The 22038-nt window shown below is 63.8% G+C and carries 18 protein-coding genes; 11 read left to right on the top strand and 7 right to left on the bottom strand.

What is annotated here, in order from left to right; translation table 11 throughout:
* Positions 1-341 precede the first annotated feature (341 nt).
* Positions 342-1397, top strand: coding sequence for an alkene reductase (locus AABB87_RS07150; RefSeq protein ID WP_341970600.1), 1056 nt, complete (start codon positions 342-344; stop codon positions 1395-1397).
* Between the two features lie 271 nt (positions 1398-1668).
* On the opposite strand, the gene AABB87_RS07145 is transcribed toward AABB87_RS07150, so the two are convergent.
* Positions 1669-2646, bottom strand: a complete 978-nt coding sequence (locus AABB87_RS07145) for a GMP reductase (RefSeq protein ID WP_295083959.1) — start codon at positions 2644-2646, stop codon at positions 1669-1671.
* A 242-nt stretch (positions 2647-2888) separates the two neighbouring features.
* Here AABB87_RS07145 and AABB87_RS07140 point away from each other — a divergent pair, with 242 nt between their 5' ends.
* Positions 2889-4010: a beta-ketoacyl-ACP synthase III gene (locus AABB87_RS07140; protein ID WP_341970599.1), complete on the top strand. Its 1122-nt coding sequence runs from the start codon at positions 2889-2891 to the stop codon at positions 4008-4010.
* Between the two features lie 4 nt (positions 4011-4014).
* The gene (locus AABB87_RS07135; RefSeq protein ID WP_341970598.1) at positions 4015-5040 is read left to right on the top strand and encodes an NAD-dependent epimerase/dehydratase family protein; all 1026 of its coding nucleotides are present in this window, start codon (positions 4015-4017) and stop codon (positions 5038-5040) included.
* Between the two features lie 17 nt (positions 5041-5057).
* On the opposite strand, the gene AABB87_RS07130 is transcribed toward AABB87_RS07135, so the two are convergent.
* Positions 5058-7445, bottom strand: coding sequence for a penicillin-binding protein 1A (locus AABB87_RS07130; protein ID WP_341970597.1), 2388 nt, complete (start codon positions 7443-7445; stop codon positions 5058-5060).
* 76 nt (positions 7446-7521) lie between these two features.
* Here AABB87_RS07130 and sbcB point away from each other — a divergent pair, with 76 nt between their 5' ends.
* The 7 genes from sbcB to AABB87_RS07095 all read left to right on the top strand — a co-directional run bounded on the left by sbcB (position 7522) and on the right by AABB87_RS07095 (position 15252).
* Positions 7522-8964, top strand: a complete 1443-nt coding sequence (sbcB, locus tag AABB87_RS07125) for an exodeoxyribonuclease I (protein ID WP_341970596.1) — start codon at positions 7522-7524, stop codon at positions 8962-8964.
* A gap of 70 nt (positions 8965-9034) precedes the next feature.
* Positions 9035-9898, top strand: coding sequence for a DNA ligase (locus AABB87_RS07120; RefSeq protein ID WP_341970595.1), 864 nt, complete (start codon positions 9035-9037; stop codon positions 9896-9898).
* Positions 9899-10010: 112 nt separating this feature from the next.
* Positions 10011-10940 (top strand): GGDEF domain-containing protein, encoded by a 930-nt coding sequence (locus AABB87_RS07115; RefSeq protein WP_082679914.1) that lies wholly within the window; start codon positions 10011-10013, stop codon positions 10938-10940.
* 176 nt (positions 10941-11116) lie between these two features.
* On the top strand, positions 11117-11428 hold the full coding sequence (locus AABB87_RS07110) for a hypothetical protein (protein ID WP_341970594.1): 312 nt from the start codon (positions 11117-11119) through the stop codon (positions 11426-11428).
* A 211-nt stretch (positions 11429-11639) separates the two neighbouring features.
* The gene (locus AABB87_RS07105) at positions 11640-12911 is read left to right on the top strand and encodes a 3-methyl-2-oxobutanoate dehydrogenase (2-methylpropanoyl-transferring) subunit alpha (RefSeq protein ID WP_341970593.1); all 1272 of its coding nucleotides are present in this window, start codon (positions 11640-11642) and stop codon (positions 12909-12911) included.
* Positions 12912-12943: 32 nt separating this feature from the next.
* On the top strand, positions 12944-13948 hold the full coding sequence (locus tag AABB87_RS07100; protein WP_341970626.1) for an alpha-ketoacid dehydrogenase subunit beta: 1005 nt from the start codon (positions 12944-12946) through the stop codon (positions 13946-13948).
* A complete protein-coding gene (locus AABB87_RS07095; RefSeq protein ID WP_341970625.1) occupies positions 13948-15252 on the top strand; it encodes a dihydrolipoamide acetyltransferase family protein in 1305 nt (434 codons plus the stop codon). The genes AABB87_RS07100 and AABB87_RS07095 overlap by 1 nt, the downstream gene beginning before the upstream one ends.
* Positions 15253-15315: 63 nt before the next feature.
* On the opposite strand, the gene AABB87_RS07090 is transcribed toward AABB87_RS07095, so the two are convergent.
* Positions 15316-15993 carry a pyridoxamine 5'-phosphate oxidase family protein gene (locus AABB87_RS07090; RefSeq protein WP_341970592.1) on the bottom strand — a complete coding sequence of 226 codons (678 nt, stop codon included), beginning with the start codon at positions 15991-15993 and terminating at the stop codon, positions 15316-15318.
* A 223-nt stretch (positions 15994-16216) separates the two neighbouring features.
* Between AABB87_RS07090 and pdxR the strand changes: the two genes are divergently transcribed.
* Positions 16217-17743, top strand: a complete 1527-nt coding sequence (gene pdxR / locus AABB87_RS07085) for a MocR-like pyridoxine biosynthesis transcription factor PdxR (protein ID WP_445944840.1) — start codon at positions 16217-16219, stop codon at positions 17741-17743.
* Positions 17744-17772: 29 nt separating this feature from the next.
* On the opposite strand, the gene AABB87_RS07080 is transcribed toward pdxR, so the two are convergent.
* The 4 genes from AABB87_RS07080 to AABB87_RS07065 all read right to left on the bottom strand — a co-directional run bounded on the left by AABB87_RS07080 (position 17773) and on the right by AABB87_RS07065 (position 22012).
* A complete protein-coding gene (locus AABB87_RS07080) occupies positions 17773-18381 on the bottom strand; it encodes a DUF2087 domain-containing protein (RefSeq protein ID WP_341970590.1) in 609 nt (202 codons plus the stop codon).
* Between the two features lie 288 nt (positions 18382-18669).
* On the bottom strand, positions 18670-21255 hold the full coding sequence (gene acnB, locus AABB87_RS07075; protein ID WP_341970589.1) for a bifunctional aconitate hydratase 2/2-methylisocitrate dehydratase: 2586 nt from the start codon (positions 21253-21255) through the stop codon (positions 18670-18672).
* 69 nt (positions 21256-21324) lie between these two features.
* Entirely contained in the window at positions 21325-21759 is a 435-nt protein-coding gene (locus tag AABB87_RS07070; RefSeq protein ID WP_341970588.1) for a type II toxin-antitoxin system VapC family toxin, read from the bottom strand.
* 7 nt (positions 21760-21766) lie between these two features.
* Positions 21767-22012, bottom strand: a complete 246-nt coding sequence (locus AABB87_RS07065) for an AbrB/MazE/SpoVT family DNA-binding domain-containing protein (protein WP_058719883.1) — start codon at positions 22010-22012, stop codon at positions 21767-21769.
* Positions 22013-22038 lie beyond the last annotated feature (26 nt).

The raw sequence follows: 22038 nt of genomic DNA, 5'->3' as shown, positions 1-22038 counted from the left end.
GGGTCTGCAGCGGCGTGGACCGCGTAGGATGTTGCTTGAGGATAGATAGCGCCGGATTGTAGGTGGGCGCTGCGGCGCCAGTTGCTGCGGCAGGCGGTGCATCGGGCTAGGTATGCGCTTGCAAATCGAAAATTGGGCCGCATTGCGGGTTTGAAGCTTGATGAAGCACGATGAAACAAGGCAAGGCCAGCATTAGCACGCCGGCGCTATACGTCATTTTTTCGAGCCCGTGGCCCTTGAGGGCCATTTCTACGGGTGTTAACTTCCGCGGCATGCAAGCTTGCAAACGCAAAGCCTTGCCCAATCTTCTCCATTCAAAATTTCTTCGATAGGGTCCAACCATGTTGTTCAGTTCCTTGCAAGCCGGTGCTTTGACTTTGCCCAACCGCATGTTGATGGCGCCGCTGACGCGCACCCGCGCCGATGCCGGCCACATGCCCAATGCCTTGATGGCGGAGTACTACGCCCAGCGTGCCAGCGCTGGCCTAGTCATCACCGAGTGCACCATGGTCGCCCCCGGCACTTCGGCCTTTATTTCCGAACCCGGCATCTACTCGCAGGAGCAAATCGAGGCCTGGAAGCAGGTCACGGCTGCCGTGCACGCCAAGGGTGGCCGCATCTTCATGCAGATTTGGCACGCCGGCCGCGCCGCACATCCGGCCATGAATGACGGTCAGGAAAACGTCTCTTCCAGCGCCATCGCCATCGACGGCGAGGTTCACACCCCCCAGGGCAAGCTGCCCAATGCGCTGCCGCGCGAGTTGCGCCTGGATGAGATCCCGGCTCTGGTGGCGGCTTATGCCCAAGGGGCGCGCAATGCCATCGCCGCCGGTTTTGACGGCGTGGAGGTGCATGGCGCCAACGGCTATTTGATCGACCAGTTCCTGCGCGACGGCGCCAACAAGCGCACGGACGCTTACGGCGGCTCCTTGGAAAACCGCGCCCGCTTCTTGTTCGAGGTGCTGGATGCCGTCACCGCCGCCATTGGCGCCGACCGCGTGGGCCTGCGTTTGTCGCCGCTGAATAGCTACAACAGCATGATTGACAGCGACCCGGTCGCCTTGATCAGCTTCCTGGCCGAGCGCCTGAACAGCTACAAGCTGGCTTATCTGCACGTGATGCGCTCGGACTTCTTCCAGGCGCAAAAGGGTGATGTGATGAGCCCCGCCCGCGCCCACTACAAGGGCCTACTGGTCGGCAATATGGGCTACGGCCTCGAGGAGTCGCAACAGGCGCTCGCCGCTGGTCAACTGGATGCAGTTGCATTTGGCACGGGCTTCTTGGCCAACCCCGATCTGCCAGCCCGCTTTAAGGCCGGTGCCGCGCTCAATGCGCCGGACGCCAGCACTTTCTACACGCCGGGTGCCAAGGGCTATACCGACTACCCGACGCTGTGATCGGTTCAGTGGCTTGAGAAAGCGAAAGGGGCGCTGTGAAGCGCCCCTTTTTTTGTTCTGCGTGATGCTCGCCGGCGTTTTGGCTGCGCCGAAACGCTGGACCCAGTCAGTTCCGCTAAAAGAACCGATGCTCGCCAGCGTTTTGGCTGCGCCGAAACGCCGGCGCGAGGCTGCTCTCTTACATGAAGAGGTGTTCCCCGGCGTTTTGGCTGCGCCGGAACGCGGGCTTCGCGCTGACGCGCTCATGTGACGCCCGGGCTGCGCCCGTCCATCACATGAACAAATGTTCTCCCGCGTTCTCCCCCCCCAACACCACATAGTTGACCTTGCGCAGGTCAGCCAAGCTGGTGCCGCCCGAGTAGGAGACCGAGCTCTGCACGTCTTCTTGCATCTCGCGCAAGGTGTCGGCCAGCTTGCCCTTCACCGGCTCCAGGATGCGCTTGCCTTCCACATGCTTGTACTCGCCCTTGTTGAAGTCGCTGGCGGAGCCGTAGTACTCCTTGAACAGCTTGCCATCAACTTCCACTGTGTTGCCGGGCGACTCTTCATGGCCGGCGAACAAGGAGCCCACCATGACCATGGCGGCGCCAAAGCGCACGCTCTTGGCAATGTCGCCATGGTGGCGAATGCCGCCGTCGGCCACGATGGGCTTGGTGGCGACGCGGGCGCACCACTTCAGCGCCGAGAGTTGCCAGCCGCCCGTACCAAAGCCCGTCTTCAAGCGGGTGATGCAGACCTTGCCCGGGCCGATGCCGACCTTGGTGGCGTCGGCGCCCCAGTTCTCTAGGTCGATCACGCCTTCGGGCGTACCCACATTGCCGGCGATGATGAAGGTGTTGGGCAGGCGCTGCTTGATGTGGCCGATCATGCGCTGCACGCTGTCGGCATGGCCGTGAGCGATGTCGATGGTGATGTAGTCGGCGCCCACGCCCTCGGCGGCCAGGCGGTCGATGACGGCGTAGTCCTCTGCCTTGACGCCCGAGCTGATCGAGACGAAGAGCCCCTTGTCGCGCATGGACTTGGCGTAAGCCACATTGTCCAGGTCGAAGCGGTGCATCACGTAGAAATAGCCGTTGGCGGCCAACCATTCGGTGATGGGCACATCCACCACCGTTTTCATATTGGCGGGCACCACGGGCAGCTTGAAGCGGCGTGGGCCGAAGGCCATTGAGGTGTCACACTCGCTGCGGCTTTCAACGCGGCATTTGCGCGGCAGCAGGAGGATGTTGTCGTAGTCGAAGATTTCCATGGAAGCTTCCAAGTTCGCATATTGGGGTGCGTTGCAAGCAGTGCACCACCTGGGCTGCGAGCGCTTGACTTGGAGGTCCGGCCACAAAAAACCGGACACCAATATTTGGGCCCGGTAGCCGATTCTACGCGAAGCCCGGGTCAATGGCCGGGGCCCAGGGCGAAGGGCAGACGGGCTGCGGACGAGCCCAGCCGCTAAACTTGCGAGCTATTGCCCAAATTCTTTTCCCGTCAGGAACGTCCATGCATTCAGTCGTCATCAGCGGCACCGGCCTCTACCAGCCGCCTTACACCATCAGCAATGCCGAGCTGGTGCAAGCCTTCAACGCCTATGTGGACTTGCAAAACGCCGAGCATGCTGAAGCCATCGCGGCGGGCAAGCGCCAGCCTTTGGTGCATTCCAGCGTCGAGTTCATTGAAAAAGCGTCCGGCATCAAGCAGCGCTATGTGCTGGAAAAAGACGGCGTGCTGGATCCCACCCGCATGTACCCGCGCTTCAAAGAGCGGCCCGACGATCAAATCTCCCTGATGGCCGAGATCGCCGTCCAGGCCGCTCAGCAAGCCCTGGCGCAAGCCGGCAAGCAGGCCAGCGATATCGACGCGGTGTTCTGCGCCAGCGCCAATATGCAGCGCGCCTACCCGGCCATGGCCGTGGAAATTCAGCAAGCACTGGGTGCGGGCGGCTACGGCTTTGACATGAATGTGGCGTGCTCCTCGGCCACCTTCGCGCTGGAGCAGGCTTATAACGCCGTGCGCTCGGGTGCCAGCAAATGCGTGCTGATGATCAACCCCGAGATCACCTCAGCTCACCTTGAATGGCGTGACCGCGACTGCCATTTCATCTTTGGTGATGTCTGCACCGCCGTCATCATCGAGCGCGCCGATCTGGCCACCGCCAAGGACCAGTGGGAGATCGTAGGCACCAAGCTGGTGACCCAGTTCTCCAACAATATCCGCAACAACTTCGGTTTCATGAACCGCGCCGAGGACAGCGACCCGCTGGCCCGCGACAAGACCTTCCGCCAAGAAGGCCGCAAGGTGTTCAAGGAAGTGGTGCCCATCGCCGCCGCCCATATTGAAGGCCATCTGGCCACCGTGGATGTGCAGCCCACCGGCGTGCGCCGCTTCTGGCTGCACCAGGCCAATCTGGGCATGAACCAGCTGATCATCAAGAAGCTGGTGGCCGGCGAGGCGGGCTCGGATGTGGCCCCGCTGATCCTGGACGAATTTGCCAACACCGCTTCGGCCGGTTCCATCATCGCTTTCCACCGCCATCGTGCGGATCTGGTCTCGGGCGATCTGGGCGTGATCTGCTCCTTCGGCGCGGGCTATTCCGTGGGCAGCGTGATCGTCAAGAAGAAGTGATTTGATGCGCCTGCTGATCCTCGGTGGGACGCAGTTCGTCGGCCGGCATCTGGTCGAGGCTGCCGTGGCCCAGGGCCATGAAGTTACGCTCTTCCATCGCGGTCAGACGGCGCCCACTTTGTTCCCTGGTCTTGCACGCCGCCTGGGTGATCGGCGCGCGGACCTCTCGGCCCTGGCTGAGGGTGAATGGGATGCCGTGCTCGATTGCTGCGGCTATCTGCCGCGTGAGGTGGCGGCCACGGCCAAGCTGCTCAAGGGCAGGGTGGGGCAGTACCTCTACATCTCCAGCGTCTCGGCCTACGCCAGCTTTGCCGCGCCCAATGCGGAGCATTCGCCGCTGGGTCAGCTCAGCGACCCCGACACCGAGGTGATCGACGGTGCCAGCTACGGCCCGCTCAAAGCGGCTTGTGAAGCCGCGTTGCTCGCGCACTTCGCCTCGCCGCTGATACTGCGGCCCAGTCTGGTGGTGGGGCCTTTTGATCCCACCCAGCGCTTCACCTACTGGCCGGCCCGCATTGCCAGCGCCCAAGCGGGCGAGCCGGTGCTGGTGCCGGCACCCGCGCAAGAGCCTTTGCAGTTCATTGATGCGCGTGACCTGGCCGAGTTCGCCTTGCTGGCGCTCTCGCGTGGCCTCGCGGGGCGCTTCAATGTGGCGGGCACGCCTGGGCATGTGAGCGGACATGTAACGCGCCAGGATTTGCTCGACGCCTGCGTGGCTGCGGCCGACTTGGCCGCAGCGCCGGCTTGGGTGTGGGCCGACAGCGCCGCCTTGATGGCGCAAGGCGTCAAGCCCTGGAACGAGTTGCCGCTTTGGTTGCCGCCTGAGCACGAATACGCCGGTTTCATGCATTGCAGCAATACGGCCGCTTTGCAGGCGGGCCTGCGCTTGCGGCCCTTGCGCGATACGGTGACGGATACCTTGGCCTGGTGGCAGTCGCTGCCTGAGGCCGAGCAGCAATTCAGTCGCGCCGGGCTGAGCTCGCAGCGTGAGCGTGAATTGCTGGCCGGTTTGGCGGGCGCGGCCAGCTAGTCAGTGGCACCGGGCTCCTAGCGCGAGCCCGGGCTCGGCAAGGCCGCAGAAGCCGCCACGCTCGACCAGAAGGCTGACGCCGCTGCGGCGGCGGACGCGGCCGAGGCTGCTGAAGCGGCAGCCGCTGCCGCCTCGCTGCTGCCAATGAAGCGCACGCCGGCCCCGCCCGCGTACTCCTCGAAGGTCCAGTCGCCGTCCTCATACATGAGGCCTTGCTCCGGCGCGCTGATTTCGCTGATGGGCTGATTCTTCAAAGCCACGCTCATCAGGTCGATCCAGGCCGGCAGGGCCAGGCCGCCGCCAAACTCCCGGTCGCCCAACGAGCGCGGGTTGTCATAACCCACCCACACCACGGCGGCCAAGTTCTTTTGAAAGCCGGCGAACCAGGCGTCCACCGCGTCGTTGGTGGTGCCGGTCTTGCCATAGACATCGCCGCGGCGCAGGGCGCCGGAGGCGCGTGAGGCCGTGCCGCTGCGGGTCACCTCTTGCAGCAGGCTGCTCATCACAAAAGCATTGCGGGCCGAGATGGCGCGCAGGTCTTCGCTCAGCGCGGGTGGCTGCGCTTCAAACAAGACGGCGCCCTTGGCATCGGTGATGCGGGTGATCAGCAAGGGTTTGAGCAGATAGCCGCCATTGGCGAACACCGCGTAGGCGCTGGCCATTTGCAGCGGCGTGGCGCCGCCCGAGCCCAGCGCCAGGGTGAGGTCGTCGGGCTGCTTGTCGGCGTCCAGGCCAAAGCGCGCCGCCCAGGCGCGCGCTTTGGGCGGGCCCACTTGCTCCATGATGCGCAGGGTGACCATATTCTTGGACATGGCCAGGGCACGGCGCACCGTCATCGGGCCGTCGAATTTGCCGTCCGAGTTCTTGGGCTCCCAGCTGCCAAAGCTGAGCGGGGCATCGTCGACCACGGTGCTGGGGCCAATTCCTTGCTCCAGCGCGGCCGAGTAGACGATGGGCTTGAAGCTGGAGCCTGGCTGGCGATAGGCCTGGGTCACATGGTTGAACTTGTTGCGGCCGAAATCAAAGCCGCCCACCAAGGCGCGCACCATGCCGGTTTCGGGCTCCACCGCCACCAGCGCACCTTCGGCTTCCGGGGCCTGGGCGATCAGCCAGGCCCCTTGCGGCTCGGCCTTGGTCGGCGCGCCGCGCAGCACTCGGATGATGGCGCCGGGCCGAATGGCTTGGGCCGCCTTGGCCTTGCCCGAGAGCGCAAATTGCACCGAGCGCAGGCCCTCGCCGCTGACGGTCAGTTCATCGCCGCTTTGCAGCACCGCCACCACCTTGGCCGGGCTGGCTTGCAAGACCACGGCGGCGCGCAGATCGTCGTTGTCGGGGTGCTGTTCCAGCGCTTGGTCGATGGCGCTGTCTTGCTCGGCCTCGTTCTTGGGCAGCTCCACAAAGCCTTCGGGGCCGCGATAGGGCTTGCGGCGCTCGAGGTCCAGCAAGGTGCGACGCAGGCCTTTGTAGGCAGCGGTTTGCTGCTCGGCTAACACGCTGGTCTGCACCCGCAGGCCCAGGGTGTAGGCCTCGTCACCATATTGCGCAAACACCACTTGGCGGGCCATTTCGGCGGCGAATTCGGCATGCAGGCGGCTGTCTTGCGGGCTGCGAATGTGAAGGGTCTCGGCCTTGGCCGCGGCCAACTCGGTCTGGTTGATGCTGCCCACATCGGCCATGCGCTCCAGCACCAGGTTCTGGCGCCGTTTGGCGCGCGGGAAGTTGCTGATCGGATTGGCGTAGGCCGGGTTCTGCGGCAGGCCGGCCAGCATGGCCGACTCGGCGATGCTGAGCTCGCGCAGCGGTTTGCCAAAGTAGGCACTGGCGGCCGCCTCGAAGCCATAGGCACGCTGGCCGAGATAGATCTGGTTCATATAGACCTCCAGAATCTTCTCCTTGCTCAGCTGCCCCTCGATCTTCCAGGCGAGCAAGATCTCGACGAATTTGCGGCTGTAGAGTTTCTTCTTGGTCAGGTAGAGGTCGCGCGCCAATTGCTGGGTGATGGTGGACGCCCCCTGGCTGCGCGAGGCGGTCAGATTGGCCAGCACCGCGCGCGCAATGCCTGGCATGTAAACGCCGCTGTGCTCGTAGAAATGGGTGTCTTCAATTGCCAGCAAGGCGTCTTGCATGCGCTTGGGGATTTGCGCCAGCGGCAGGTACTGGCGCCGCTCGGCGCCGTACTCGCCCATCAACTGGCCGTCGGCGGTGAACACGCGCAGCGGCTGCTTGGGTTGGTAGTCGCTGAGGTTGTCCAGGTCGGGCAGGGTCGCGTAGGTGAAGGCGGCGGCAATCGCCAGCAAGAGCACCAGCAAGCTCAGCAGCCCAGCCAGCATCAACAACACACTCGTCAAGACCAGGCCATGTTGGCGCTGCAGGGGCAAGTTTTGCCGCAGTGGGATTCGAATCATCAAGGGCTCGGCCGTAAATGGAGACTTCATTATCCTGATCTATGGCGGGGCCCGCGGATGCGGTATCGTGCCGCCCATGCATGAGATGACTTTTTACTGGCACGACTACGAAACCTTTGGCCGTGTGCCGCGGCGCGACCGCCCCGCTCAGTTTGCGGGTTTGCGCACCGACGCCGACTTGAACGAAATCGGCGAACCACTGATGGTTTACTGCCAGCCCGCGCCGGACTTTCTGCCCGACCCCGAGGCTTGCTTGCTGACCGGCATCCTGCCGCAAACCTGCTTGGAACAAGGCGTGCCCGAGCACGAGTTCGCCGCCGCCATCGAGGGCGAATTGGCCCAGCCCGGCACCGTCGGCCTGGGCTACAACAGCATCCGCTTTGACGATGAGGTCACCCGCCATCTGCTGTGGCGCAATCTGCGCGACCCCTATGCCCGCGAGTGGCAGAACGACTGCGGCCGCTGGGACTTGCTGGACGTGGTGCGCTGCGCCTACGCCCTGCGGCCCGAGGGCATTGAGTGGCCCAAGCACGAGGACGGCCGCCCGTCCTTCAAGCTGGAGCACCTCACGGCGGCCAACGGCTTGGCGCACGAGTCGGCGCACGATGCTTTGTCGGACGTGCGCGCCACCATCGCCTTGGCCCGTTTGCTCAAAAATGCGCAGCCCAAGCTGTTCGACTTCTGCCTGCGCCTGCGCAAGAAGGAGGCGGTGTGGGCCGAGATTGGCGTTGGCAAGCCCTTCCTGCACATCTCCGGCATGTACGGCGTTGAGCGTGGCTGCCTGGCTCTGGTCTGGCCGCTGGCGCCGCACCCGACCAATAAGAACGAGCTGATCGTCTGGGATCTGGCCCAGGACCCGGCCGAGTTGCTGACGCTCAATGCTGAGCAGATCCGCGCCCGCATGTTCGTGAAGCAAGAAGACCTGCCCGAAGGCCTGACGCGCCTGCCGATCAAGACGATTCACATCAACAAGTCGCCCATCGTCATTGGCAATTTGAAAACCTTGTCGCCGGCCATGGCTGAGCGCTGGGGCATGGACCTGGCCCAGGGCCTGCAACACGCCGCCGTTTTGGGCGCCCAAGCCCATCTGCTGGACGGGATGTGGGGCGCGATCTTCAAGCGCGAGGCCGGCAAGGACGCGGCCGATGTGGATGAAGACCTGTACGGCGGTTTCGTCGGCAATGAGGACCGGCGCACGCTGCAGCGCTTGCTTGGCCTCAGCGCTGAGCAACTCGCCCAACGCGCGGCCGAAGGCAAACTGGTGTTTGCCGACGCGCGCCTAGCCGAGTTGGTGTTCCGCTTTCGCGCCCGCAACTTCCCGGACAGCCTGAGCGAGACCGAGCAACAGCGCTGGCAGGCCCATCGCACGGCGCGCTTGGTGGAAGGTGCCGGCGGCTCGCAAACCCTGGCCGGCTTTTTTGAGCATATTGATCAGCTCAGCGAGCAGGCGGATGATAGGGGCGAGGCCATCCTCGGCGCGCTGTACGACTACGCGGAGCAGATCGCGCCGCTGGATTGAGCGTTGGCGCGCGGGGCGATGGCCGCCAGTCAGCCCTGATTGCTCAGGCAGTCGCGAGCAGGAGCTCCACATGCGCAAACGTGTCTTCGTGCAAGCCCTCTTGGCGGCATCCTGCTGGCCCGAGGCGGTGGCGCTGAGCGGCGGCGCTTCCGCCGAAGCGCCAGCCCTGTTGCGGGCCAAATCCGCGCCCGGCAATTTGAACCGGCTTCAGCTCGGCGACTATCTGGTCAGCGAAAAGCTGGACGGCGTGCGGGCCTTCTGGACCGGCCAGGCGCTCTTGACCCGCAAAGGCCTGCGCATTGCTGCACCGGCCTGGTTCACTGCCAAGCTTCCCGCCACGCCTTTGGATGGCGAGTTGTGGCTGGCTCGCGGCCAGTTTGAAGCCGCTTCGGCCACGGCACGGCGCCAGCAGCCCATCGACGAGGAATGGCAACGCCTGAACTTCATGCTGTTTGAGTTGCCCGGCGCGCCCGGTAGCTTTGCGCAAAGGGCGGCTCGCTTGGCCAGCTTGGCGGCAGAGCAGCGCTGGGCCAATCTGCAAGCCGTGGCGCAGATTCGGGTCGGCAGCGCCGCGGAATTGCGCGCTCGCCTGGACCAGGTTGTGCGTTTTGGCGGGGAAGGCTTGGTCTTGCACCGGGCCGATGCCATTTATTCGACCGGCCGCAGCGAAGTCCTGCTCAAGCTCAAGCCCGAGGATGACGAAGAAGCGGAGGTGTTGGCGCAACTGCCGGGTGCTGGTCGCCTGGCAGGTTTGATGGGTGCTTTGCTGGTGCGTAACCGGGAAGGGCAGGAGTTCAAGCTCGGCAGCGGCTTCAGCGAGGCGCAGCGCGCTGACCCGCCGGCAGTGGGCGCGACGGTGGTTTATCGCTTTCGGGGCTTGACGGCCAAGGGTTTGCCGCGCTTTGCAACATTTGTACGCGTGGCGGAACTTTGAGCATCTGGCGGGGTGAATTGGTGCTGATTCAAGGATTTGTTCTGGCTTGGCTTTTCCCCGGTTTCGGGGTACACCTGAGCTAGTGCCGACGTCCATCGGACAAGGAGATTTGATGACAACGAAACAAGATGCAGGCCCGGACGTGATTGCCGCGCGCATGCAGGCCTTGATGGTGCGTGCACCACTGGCCATGGGCTTCGTCAAGAGTGGCCACTTCGAGGCTGTCAGCGAACAGTTCAACCACCTGTTCGGTCATGGCGACGACACCGACCTGAGCGGCCAGGCCGTGCGCAGTGTGCACGTGTCGGACGCAGCGGATGTGGCAATTCTGCAGCGCCTGGGCGCAGCCTTCGGCAGCGGGCGGCCCTTCGACGAAGAGATTGAATATGTGCGCCGCGACGGCAGCCGCTTCTGGGGCCGCTTGCAGGCCACACCGCTGGCTTGGGATCATCCCGGCGGCGAGGCCTTGTGGATTCTGGACGACGTCACGGCCGCCCGCGCCCTGCGCATGCAGCCGACCTGGACCGCCAAGCACGACAGCCTGACCGAACTGGCCAATCGCCGCGAATTCGAGCGCCGCCTCAGCGAGCATGTCGGCAGCGTGCGCAAGCAGCCGGTGTCGGTCTTGTGGATTGACGTCGACAAATTCACCGACATCGTCGGCAGCATGGGCGCTGAGGTGGGCGACCATTTTCTCTACGGCCTGGGTCAACTCCTGCTGAGCAAGATCCGCGCGTCCGACTTCGTGGCGCGGCTGGAAGACGACCATTTCGCCGTGCTCTTGCCCAATTGCGACCAGCATTACGCGCAGATCGTGGCAGAGAAAATCCGCGCCGGCGTGGCCAGCTACCGACTGCGCTGGGGCTTGCATCGCACCCGCGTCAAGGCTTGCCTGGGCGTGGTGCAGTTGCAAAACAGCCTGGAAACCGTTGACGCCGTGCTGGGCGCCGCAGCGCTGGCCTGTACTGAGGCCAAGGCCGCTGGCGGCGACAGTGTGCGTGTCTTCGTGTCGGCCGGGGGCTTTGAAGAACTGGCGGGCTGATCCCGCCGCAGCCTAGCCCCGGCAGCACTGGCCGGCGAGGCAGGCAAAAACGACGTTTTTCACGCTGAGGAAAAGAATTGGCAGGTTTTTGCAATTCTTTTCTAAAGTTCTTGGCTGCGTGGCCGAGATAGCCCTTGCCACGTCGGCAATCGCATCAGTGCGGGAGCGTCGCCATCATGTCTATCGGTATGTCCACCGCCTTAGCCGGCATCTCGTCGGTCAACGAACGCCTGCGCGCCTCCGCGCAAGGCGCTGCTGCCGCATCGGCCAGCGCAACCTCGGCTGACAACAAGCGCCAGCAACTTCAATCTGAGGTGGCTCAAGCCGACGCTGCCCGCTCCAAGCTCTTGCAAACCGCCGCCGTGGGGCAAAGCAATGGCGCCGATGGCTCCACCCGCAAGGCCGACACCTACGCTTTTGTGGCCAATCTGCGCATGTTGCAGACCCAGCTGGAAGCCAGCGGCACGATGCTCAATATCAAGGCCTGAGCCCCTTTCCAACTTCTGCTCTAACTTCAGCTCCTGCTTCGATTTCAAACTTGATCGGCGGAGCGGCTTTCGGCGCGAATAAGGGAAACTGCGGGCGCCAATCTCAGCACTGAAATCGGCCGAATCGGCTACGCTCATCGCATGCGCTGCGGCGCCTCACCCGGTGCCGCAGCATGTGATCTTTGGCGCGTGATCCGCGCGGGAGTGCCGCATGACTGTCAGCTCAGAACCCAATGCCGCGGGCAAGCGCCTTCGTTTGCACGTACCTGAGCCCAGCGCGCGGCCGGGTTGCCACACCGATTTTTCCTATCTGCATCTGTCTCCTGCTGGCGAAGTGCGCCGACCGGCCATCGATGTCGCGGCGGTTGACACGGCCGACTTGGCCTATAGCCTGGTGCGCGTGCTCGATGAACAAGGGCAGGCCGTCGGCCCTTGGGCCCCTGCGCTGAGCCCGGAACAACTGCGCCGCGGTCTGCGCACCATGCTCAAGACCCGTATCTTTGATGGCCGCATGTTGATTGCGCAGCGTCAGAAGAAGCTGTCCTTCTACATGCAAAGCCTGGGCGAGGAGGCGATCGGCAGCGCCCATGCCATGGCCTTGAGTGCAGGTGATATGTGCTTCCCCACTTATCGCCAGCAAAGCCTGCTTTTGAGTCGCGACGATGTGCCGCTGGTGGAGATGATCTGCCAGCTCTTGTCGAATGAGCGCGACCCACTCAAGGGCCGCCAGTTGCCGGTGATGTACTCAATCAAGCGGGCGGGTTTTTTCAGCATCAGCGGCAACTTAGCTACCCAGTTCATCCAGGCGGTGGGGTGGGCCATGGCCTCGGCCATCAAGGGTGACACCCGCATCGCCAGCGGCTGGATCGGCGACGGCGCCACGGCGGAGTCCGACTTTCACACCGCGCTGACTTTTGCCCACGTTTACCGCGCACCGGTGATCCTGAATGTGGTCAACAACCAATGGGCGATCTCCACCTTCCAAGCTATTGCGGGCGGCGAGGGCACGACCTTCGCGGCGCGTGGCAGCGGTTGTGGCATCGCCTCGCTGCGCGTGGATGGCAATGATTTCTTAGCGGTCTACGCGGTGTCTCAATGGGCGGCAGAGCGCGCCCGGTGCAATTTGGGTCCCACGCTGATCGAGTGGGTCACGTATCGGGCCGGCCCGCATTCCACTTCAGACGACCCGTCCAAATACCGACCGGCCGACGAGTGGCAGTGCTTTCCGCTCGGAGATCCGATCGGCCGCCTGAAGCAGCATTTGCTCAATTTGGGTGAGTGGTCTGAGGCGCAGCACGAGGCGCTGCACAAGGAACTGGAAGCCGAGATCATCTCTGCGCAAAAAGAGGCTGAGGCCTTTGGGACTTTGGCCGATGGCCATATCCCCAGCATTGCCTCGATGTTCGAGGATGTCTACAAGGAGATGCCGACCCATTTGCAGCAGCAAATGGCCGAGGCGCGCCGCTTTGGAGGTCGGAAATGACTGAGAAAGAAGCACAAGACAAGGCGGTGCCCATGACCATGATCCAGGCCCTGCGCTCGGCCATGGATGTGATGCTGGCGCGGGACCCCAATGTGGTGATCTTCGGTCAGGACGTGGGCTACTTCGGCGGTGTATTCCGCTGTACCGATGGCCTGCAGGCCAAGTACGGCGACCAGCGCGTGTTTGACGCACCGATCTCCGAGGGCGGCATCGTCGGTGTGGCCGTGGGCATGGGGGCTTACGGTCTGCGGCCGGTGGCCGAGATCCAGTTTGCCGACTATTTCTATCCGGCCTCGGACCAGATCGTGTCCGAGGCCGCGCGGCTGCGCTACCGCTCGGCGGGAGACTTCACCGCGCCGCTGACGATTCGCATGCCCTGCGGCGGTGGCATCTATGGTGGACAGACGCACAGCCAGAGCCCAGAGGCGCTTTTCACCCATGTCTGCGGCCTGCGGACGGTGATGCCGACCAACCCTTACGACGCCAAAGGGCTCTTGATCGCGGCCATCGAGTGCGATGACCCGGTGATTTTCTTGGAGCCCAAGCGGCTCTATAACGGCCCATTTGATGGGCACCATGAACGACCATCTACCCCGTGGTCCAGCCATCCCTTAGGCCTGGTGCCGGAGGGCTATTACAGCTTGCCGCTGGATCAGGCGACGGTTTTCAGGCCCGGGCGCGAGCTGACGGTGATCACCTACGGCACCATGGTCTATGTGGCTGAGGCGGCGGCCAAAGAGACGGGCATCGATGCCGAGATCATCGATCTGCGCGCGATATGGCCATTGGATCTGGCGGCCATTGTTCGCTCGGTTAAGAAAACCGGTCGCTGCGTGGTCGTTCACGAGGCCACCCGAACCAGCGGTTTTGGCGCCGAATTGGTGGCCTTGGTGCAAGAGCATTGCTTCTACCACCTGGAGGTGCCGATCGAGCGCGTCACCGGTTGGGACACGCCTTATCCCCATGCCCAGGAATGGGACTATTTTCCAGGCCCGGCCCGTGTGGCCGCTGCCTTGCAACGTGCGATGGAGTCATGATGGGACAACACATCATCAAGATGCCAGACATCGGCGAAGGCATTGTCGAAGTGGAGTTGGTGGCCTGGCGAGTTCAGGTCGGCGAAGACATTCGCGAGGATCAGATCCTGGCCGATGTGATGACTGAAAAGGCCACGGTTGAAATCCCTTCGCCCGTGCATGGTCGTGTGATCGCCCTGGGCGGCGAGGCGGGCGAGGTGATGCGGGTGGGCTCGGAGTTGATTCGCATTGAGGTGGAGGGGGCGGGCGAGTCAAGCCAAGCGCCGCCAACTGCATCAACTAAGGGCGCAGCAGTGCCGGCGTCAGCATCTTCGCCGGCCCAGGCTTTGATACCGACTCAAGCAAAGGTGGCCATGCCTGTGGCCGCTGCCACTAGCGTGGCAGCCTCCGCCCCTCCTTCGCACCAAGCTCAAGCGTTGGGCGCAATCGACAAGCCCATCGCCTCACCGTCGGTGCGACGGCGCGCCTGGGAGTTGGGCCTGGAACTTAGTCAGGTGCTGCCCAGCGGTTTGGGCGGGCGCATCATGCATGCCGACCTGGAGCTGGCGGCTGCTCAACCCAGGGCCAGCGCAGCGCGACCTGCTCGCGTGAGCCCCGCCGGGCTTGCGGCAGATGAAACCATCAAGATCACCGGCCTGCGTCGCAAGATTGCGCAGAAGATGCAGGAATCTAAACGCCGGATTCCGCATTTCAGCTATGTGGAGGAGGTGGACGTTACCGACTTGGAAGCGCTGCGCGAGCAAATGAATCAGCGCTATGCCGACAGCCGCGGAAAGCTGACCTTGTTGCCCTTGCTGATCCGGGCGATCGCGCTGGCGCTGCGTGAGTTTCCACAGGTCAATGCTCGGCTTGATGACGAGGCTGGCCTGCTGACCCGCTACCAAGCGCTTCATCTAGGCGTGGCGACGCAGACCGATGCTGGATTGATGGTGCCGGTGCTGCGTGATGCGCAAACACTCAATCTGTGGGAGACGGCGGCGGAGATTCGCCGCTTGGCCGAGGTGGCGCGCAGTGGCCGCGCCACCCGTGATGAGTTGACTGGCTCCACGATGACCCTGACCAGCCTTGGCGCCCTGGGCGGCATCGTGACCACGCCGGTGATCAATCATCCGGAGGTGGCCATTGTGGGTGTCAACCGCATCGTTGAGCGCCCCATGATGGTCAAGGGCCAGGTGCTGGGGCGGCAGATGATGAATCTGTCGTCCTCTTTCGATCACAGGGTGGTCGACGGCATGGTGGCCGCGCTATTCATTCAGGCGATTCGCGCTTTGCTGGAGTGCCCGGCGCTCTTGTTTGTCGAGTGAGGCCAACGCCCGCTGGATGAAGACGGCCAGCCTCATTGCGCCAGCGGCCGTAGGCTCAAGCGATCATTTGACTGGGATCGCCCCGCCCGCCTGCCAAACCAACACATGCTCGGGTGCGGCCTGCTGGCAAGCCGGGTCTTGAATTGGGGCGCCGCGCTGCTGCGTGAGCGGCAGCACGCCGGCCCACACGGGCAAGGCGAGGTCCTCTTCATCATCCACCGGGCCGCCGGTGCGGACCTTGCAGGCGGCCTCGTCCAGACTGATGCGTAAGACGGTGGTGGCGTTGAATTCCTTGTCGTTGCCGGGGCGAATTTGGGCCTGCCGGCCGGGGGCCAATTTGTCCATGAAATGGGCCAGCGAGTCGCGCTTGGCTTGGGGGTCATCGACGGGCTCAAACTGGCCATAGATCATGGCGGAGCGGTAGTTCATGGAATGGTTGAAGGCTGCGCGAGCCAGCACCAAGCCGTCGAGGTGGGTGATGGTGACGCAGATGTCAGCGCCGCTGGTCAGTGCTTTGAGCATGCGGCTGCCGTTGGATCCGTGGATGTAGAGGTGCTCACCTTCACGCCAGCAGGCGGTGGGGATGCAGTGGCTGGCGCTGCCGTCGGAGAAGGCGATGTGGCAGAGATAAGCGTCATCAATGATGGCCAGCAAGGTGGCGCGATCGTAGGCGGCGTTCTCGGCGATACGGCGGACACGGGTGCGGGGGCTGGGGGGCTGGTCGGGAACTGGCTTGGACATCTTCGATGGGCTGGATTGGGTTGGCGAAAACACAAAGTGATGTGTTGATGCGTCAATGTAGAGTTGGCTTGGTTCCATGGAAAGGTCCAGGACGTGACTATTTTTTAGGGCCAGTGGAAATGTGAGTGGCCTGAGGGCCGTGCTGGCGCTGATAGCCAAGCGCGCCCGAGGGTTCAAACAAGCCTCAACCTGGGCTGGTACGACAAATGCAGATTTTTCGATGATGGACTTTCAACTGCTATTGAATCGCCTTGCTGGCCTTAGTGATGGCGAGCGTAAGACCAAGGTGCGCGCCACGGGGCCTACTGGCAGCGAGCCCATGCAGCGCCGCTTGCATGAATGCTTGCGCACGGCCATTCGCGCCGGTGAATTGGTGCCGGGCACGCGTTTGCCGGCCAGCCGGGTGCTGGCGCAAGAGCTGGCGCTGGCCCGCAATACCGTGCTGTATGCCTATGAACAACTGTCCACGGAAGGTCTGATTGAATCCAGCCGGCGCGGCACCATCGTGGCCAGTTTGCTGCCGAACCGCGCCGCCCCCGGGGCGGCGGCCTGCAGTGCGGCGCCGGTGTTGGCGCGCCGCTTGGCGCGGCGGGTGCAGTCCACCTTGAACGCGGTGCCGGTGCTGGAGGGCGTGGGCGCGTTTGCGGCTGGGGTGCCGGCACTGAGCGACTTCCCGCTGCGACAGTGGCGCCGTGCCCTGGAGCGGGCTTGGCGCGGCCTGAGTCCCGCGCAGCTGAACTATGCCGATCCGGCCGGTGAAGCTGCGCTGCGTGAAGCGATTGCCGATCATCTGCGCCTAGCGCGCGGTGTGCGCTGCGAGCCTCGGCAAATCTTCATCACTGACGGTACCCAAGCCAGCCTGGACTTGTGCGCCCGTGCTTTTGCCGACCCCGGCGACAAGGCCTGGCTGGAAAGCCCCGGCTATGCCGGTGCCGCGGTGGCGCTGCGTGGCGGCCTGCTCAAGCTGATCGGCGTGGCAGTGGATGAGGAAGGCATTGCGCCGAACATGGCGGACTGGCGTCAGCAATGCCCGCGCCTGATCTACACCACTCCTTCGCACCAATACCCCACCGGCGCGGTGCAGAGTTTGGCGCGCCGGCTTGAACTGATTGAGCAAGCGCGCGCGCACGGCGCCTTGATCATTGAGGACGACTACGACAGCGAGTTCCGCCACGACGGCCCGCCTTTGCCCGCCATGCAAGGCCTGCAAGCCGATGCGCCGGTGGTCTACCTCGGCACCTTCAGCAAAACCCTGTTCCCGGGCCTGCGCACCGGCTTCATGGTGGTGCCCGAGGGTCTTTGTACTGACCTGCATCGTTTGCTGGCGCGCACCGCGCCGCGCGGGCGGGTGGCCGACCAATTGGCCCTGGCCGAGTTCATGCGTAACGGCCAGTTCGGCCTACACCTGCGCCGCATGCGCCGGCTCTACCGGCAGCGCCGCGATGCGCTGGTGGCTGCCCTCACGGCGGGTGTGGACGCAAGCGTGGCGACGGTGCACGGCGGCTCGGCAGGCATGCATCTGGCGCTGCGCTTTGAAGATGCGCGCCTGGACGATGTGGCCATCAGCGCCCGCGCTCTAGAGCTGGGTTTGATTGCCCCGGCGCTGAGCTTGCTGAGCATCGGGCCGCGCGCCCAGCCCTGGCGCGGCCTGCTGCTGGGCTATGCCCAGGTGCCTGCCGATCGAATGCCGGAGTTGGTCACGCGCTTGCTGAGCTGCCTGCCGAGGGGTACGGCGCGTACGGCTGAATGAGCCCGACTCTGGCGAGCCTTTAATCGCCTTCAGTCAGCCGTAGCGCCCAAGGCGGAGCGTTCACGCAACTCGCGCAGCAGCGGCAGCAAATCAGCCTCGGGCCGGGCGGCGAGCTTGCGGTATTCCCGCCCGCCGTCGCTGCGCGCCAGCAGCTTCATATTGACCAATTCGCGCCGCAGGGTGCAGTGGTCGCCAAAGCAATGCTGGCGGTTCAGCACCTCGTTGATCTCGGGCTCGGTGTAGCGGCGCCGGCTGTCGAAATGCAGCCACAAGCCCCACAAGGCATAACGCTGCACCTGATGGCGGCTGGGCCAGCGCATCAAGCGGCCTTGTGGGTCGAACTGGCGCAAGGCGCGGTCGGCCAGTTCGCTCAAATCCGGGTGGCGTGGGCCGCGCGCTGGGGGCAGTGGCTTTGCTGGTGCCTGCGCGGCGTTGGCGGCTTGGCTTGTGCTGGGTTGGCTGGCTTTGAGTGACTGGATATTGCGGTACCCAGCAGCGCGAGCCAGCATATTCAGCAGGCTCAGATGGCCGGGCAGGGCGGCGTTGGCTTCTTGGTGCGCGTTCAGCTGCTGGCGCAGTGATTTGGCGAAAGCCGAAATGTCTTCGGCCTGCAAGGGAATCAAACGGTCACGGGGCATGGTGATCAAACTCCACAACGCGTGCTCTTGACCATCTGGCGATGGCGCTATGGCTTGCCGACTTACAGCCGAGAACACACGCGGGTGAACACGAGCCTGGTGAATCAAAAAACTAGCAGGTTTAGCTCACGACGCTCTGCGTCGTGCGGCAAGGCCTGGGTGTGCTGCTGACCCGGGCTCGAGTATAGGCCGGCAATACCTGACCCTGGCCGCAATAAACAAGGCCCGCCGGGTTTCCCAGGCGGGCCTTGTTGAAGCGGGCTGCGCGAAACCTGCGCAGCGTTAACTTCAGTTCGTCACGGCCTTGGCGGCATCAGCGTATTCCTCGATCTGGTCGAAGTTCATGTACTGATAAATCTTGCTGCCGTCCTTGTTGATGACGCCCATATCGGCGTGGTATTCCTCAACGGTAGGAATGCGACCCAGCTTGGAGGCAATCGCTGCCAACTCGGCCGAGGCCAAGTAGACATTGCTGTTCTTGCCCAGACGGTTGGGGAAGTTGCGGGTGCTGGTGGACACCACGGTGGCGCCTTCCTTGACCTGAGCCTGGTTGCCCATGCACAGGCTGCAGCCAGGCATTTCCATGCGGGCGCCGGCCGCGCCGAAGGTGCCGTAATGGCCTTCCTTGGTCAGCTCTTGGGCGTCCATCTTGGTTGGCGGGGCCACCCACAGCTTGACGGGGATGTCACGGCGGCCTTCCAGCAGCTTGGAGGCGGCGCGGAAGTGGCCGATATTGGTCATGCAAGAGCCGATGAAGACTTCATCGATCTTGGTGCCAGCGACGTCGCTCAGGAACTTGGCATCATCCGGATCGTTCGGGCAGCACAGGATAGGTTCCTTGATGTCGGCCAGATCGATTTCGATGACGTGGGCGTACTCGGCGTCCTTGTCGGCTTCCAGCAAGTTGGGGTTGGCCAACCAGGCTTCGACCTTCTCGATACGGCGCTGCAGGGTGCGGGCGTCGGCGTAGCCGTCGGCGATCATGTTCTTCATCAGCACGATATTGCTGGTGAGGTATTCCTTGATCGGGGCGGGGTTCAGCTTGACCGTGCAACCGGCGGCGCTGCGCTCGGCCGATGCGTCGCTAAGCTCAAACGCTTGTTCCACCTTCAGATCCGGCAGACCTTCGATTTCCAGGATGCGGCCCGAGAAGGCATTGATCTTGCCGGCCTTGGCCACGGTCAGCAGACCGGCCTTGATGGCGTACAGCGGGATGGCATGCACCAGATCACGCAGGGTGATGCCAGGCTGCATCTGGCCCTTGAAGCGCACCAGCACCGATTCAGGCATGTCCAGCGGCATCACGCCGGTGGCGGCACCGAAGGCCACCAGGCCCGAGCCGGCGGGGAAGGAAATACCGATCGGGAAGCGGGTGTGGCTGTCGCCACCGGTGCCGACGGTGTCGGGCAGCAGCAGACGGTTCAACCAGCTGTGGATCACGCCGTCGCCCGGGCGCAGTGACACGCCGCCGCGGCTGCTGATGAAGGCCGGCAGTTCACGGTGAGTCTTGACGTCCACGGGCTTGGGGTAGGCCGCGGTGTGGCAGAAGCTCTGCATCACCAGGTCGGCGCTGAAGCCCAGGCAAGCCAAGTCCTTCAGCTCGTCGCGGGTCATCGGGCCGGTGGTGTCTTGCGAGCCGACCGTGGTCATCTTGGGCTCGCAGTAAGTGCCGGGGCGCACGCCTTGGCCTTCGGGCAGGCCAACAGCGCGGCCAACCATCTTCTGTGCCAGCGTGAAGCCAGCCTTGGTGGCGGCAGGCGGGGTGGGCAGGCGGAAGGTAGTGGCAGCGGGCAGGGCCAGGAACTCACGTGCCTTGGCGGTCAGCGAGCGGCCGATGATCAGGTTGATACGGCCGCCGGCGCGCACTTCGTCAAACAGCACATCGCTCTTGAGCTTGAACTCGGCAGCGACCTTGCCGTCCTTCTCGATCTTGCCCTCGTAGGGGTAGATGTCGATGACGTCGCCCATGTCGAAGGCGCTCACGTCCACTTCGATCGGCAGGGCGCCGGAGTCTTCTTGCGTGTTGAAGAAGATGGGGGCGATCTTGCCGCCCAGCGTCACGCCGCCGAAGCGCTTGTTCGGCACGAAGGGGATGTCTTGGCCGGTGGCCCAGATCACGCTGTTGGTGGCGGATTTGCGCGAAGAGCCGGTGCCGACCACGTCGCCCACATAAGCCACCAGATGGCCCTTGCTCTTGAGGTCTTCGATGAACTTCATCGGGCCGCGCTTGCCGTCTTCCTCGGGCGTGATGCCGGGGCGGGCGTTCTTCAGCATGGCCAGGTAGTGCAGCGGGATGTCGGGGCGGCTCCAGGCATCGGGCGCGGGCGACAGGTCGTCGGTATTGGTTTCGCCGGTGACCTTGAAGACGGTCACGGTGATCTTTTTCTCGACTTCAGGGCGGCTGGTGAACCACTCAGCATTGGCCCAACTCTGGATCACATCCTTGGCGTGGGCGTTGCCGGCCTTGGCCTTTTCTGCCACATCGTGGAAGAAGTCAAACATCAGCAGCGTCTTCTTCAGCGCGGCGGCAGCGGAGCCCGCCACTTCGGCGTCGTCCAGCAGGTCGATCAGGGGCTTGACGTTGTAGCCGCCCACCATCGTGCCCAGCAACTCAGTCGCGCGGGTTTTGCTGATCAAGGCCACAGCCAGGTCACCATGGGCCACGGCAGCCAGGAAGCTGGCCTTGACCTTGGCGGCATCGTCCACGCCCGGGGGCACGCGGTGGGTCAGCAGGTCCAGCAGGAACTCGCCTTCGCCAGCAGGCGGGGTCTTGATCAGCTCGATCACGGCGGCGGTCTGCTCGGCGGAAAGGGCCAGGGGCGGGATGCCCAGGGCAGCGCGCTCGGCGACATGTTGGCGGTAGGCTTGCAGCATGGCTTTTACTCCAGGTGTGGCGGTGAAATTGAATGAACGATAGTTGGACGGTTTGACTGTTGGCTTGGCTCAGGGCGCACTTGGGGTGATGACCTTGAGCCCTTTGAAATAGTCGCGGAAAAATCCGTCGTCGCGGGTGATCAGGGCGTCGCACTGCAGCATGGCATGTGCGCCCACCAGAAAGTCAGGCACGGTTCGGCGTGCGCTGACGAGGTCGTTTTTGGCTGCGTCACTCGTGCGTTGGCGCAGCTTGTATTTTCTTTGCATTTCGCCGGCGCGAATCGCCGAGCGTTGGTCCAGGGGCAGAAAGCGCAGGCCCATATCTTCCAGCACATCCATCACCTCGGAGCCGTGTCCGAGGCTGGCGGTGACTTCGCTGACCACCACATCGCAGACGACCACCGGGCCGCTGGACAGGGCCAGGCGCAAAGCTGCCTCGGCCGCGTCGGCGCGGGAATCATCGCCCAGCAGGTCGATGAGCACGGAGGTGTCAACGGCAATCATGCAGCCATCACTCGCTGACCGGGTCGCCCGGTGCGCGGCCACGCAGCTCGCGCATCAAATCGTCGGTGGTGGTGCCTTCGGGCAGCTTGAAGCGGCCGCGGGCTCGGGAGATGGCGTCGTCGACGTTCTTGCGCAAGATGATGCGCGAGCCGTCCAGTTCGACCTTGAGCGTGGTGCCCTTGCTCAGGCCCAATGCATCACGCACGGCCTTGGGCAGTGTGATCTGACCGCGTTCAGCAACAGTGGCTTCCATGCGCGAGCCTTTCGGAGGTGAGTCAC

The sequence above is a fragment of the Roseateles sp. PN1 genome (genome assembly GCF_038419725.1).
In the GTDB taxonomy this organism is placed as follows: domain Bacteria; phylum Pseudomonadota; class Gammaproteobacteria; order Burkholderiales; family Burkholderiaceae_C; genus Paucibacter_A.
This window is presented reverse-complemented; position numbering and strand designations above follow the sequence as displayed.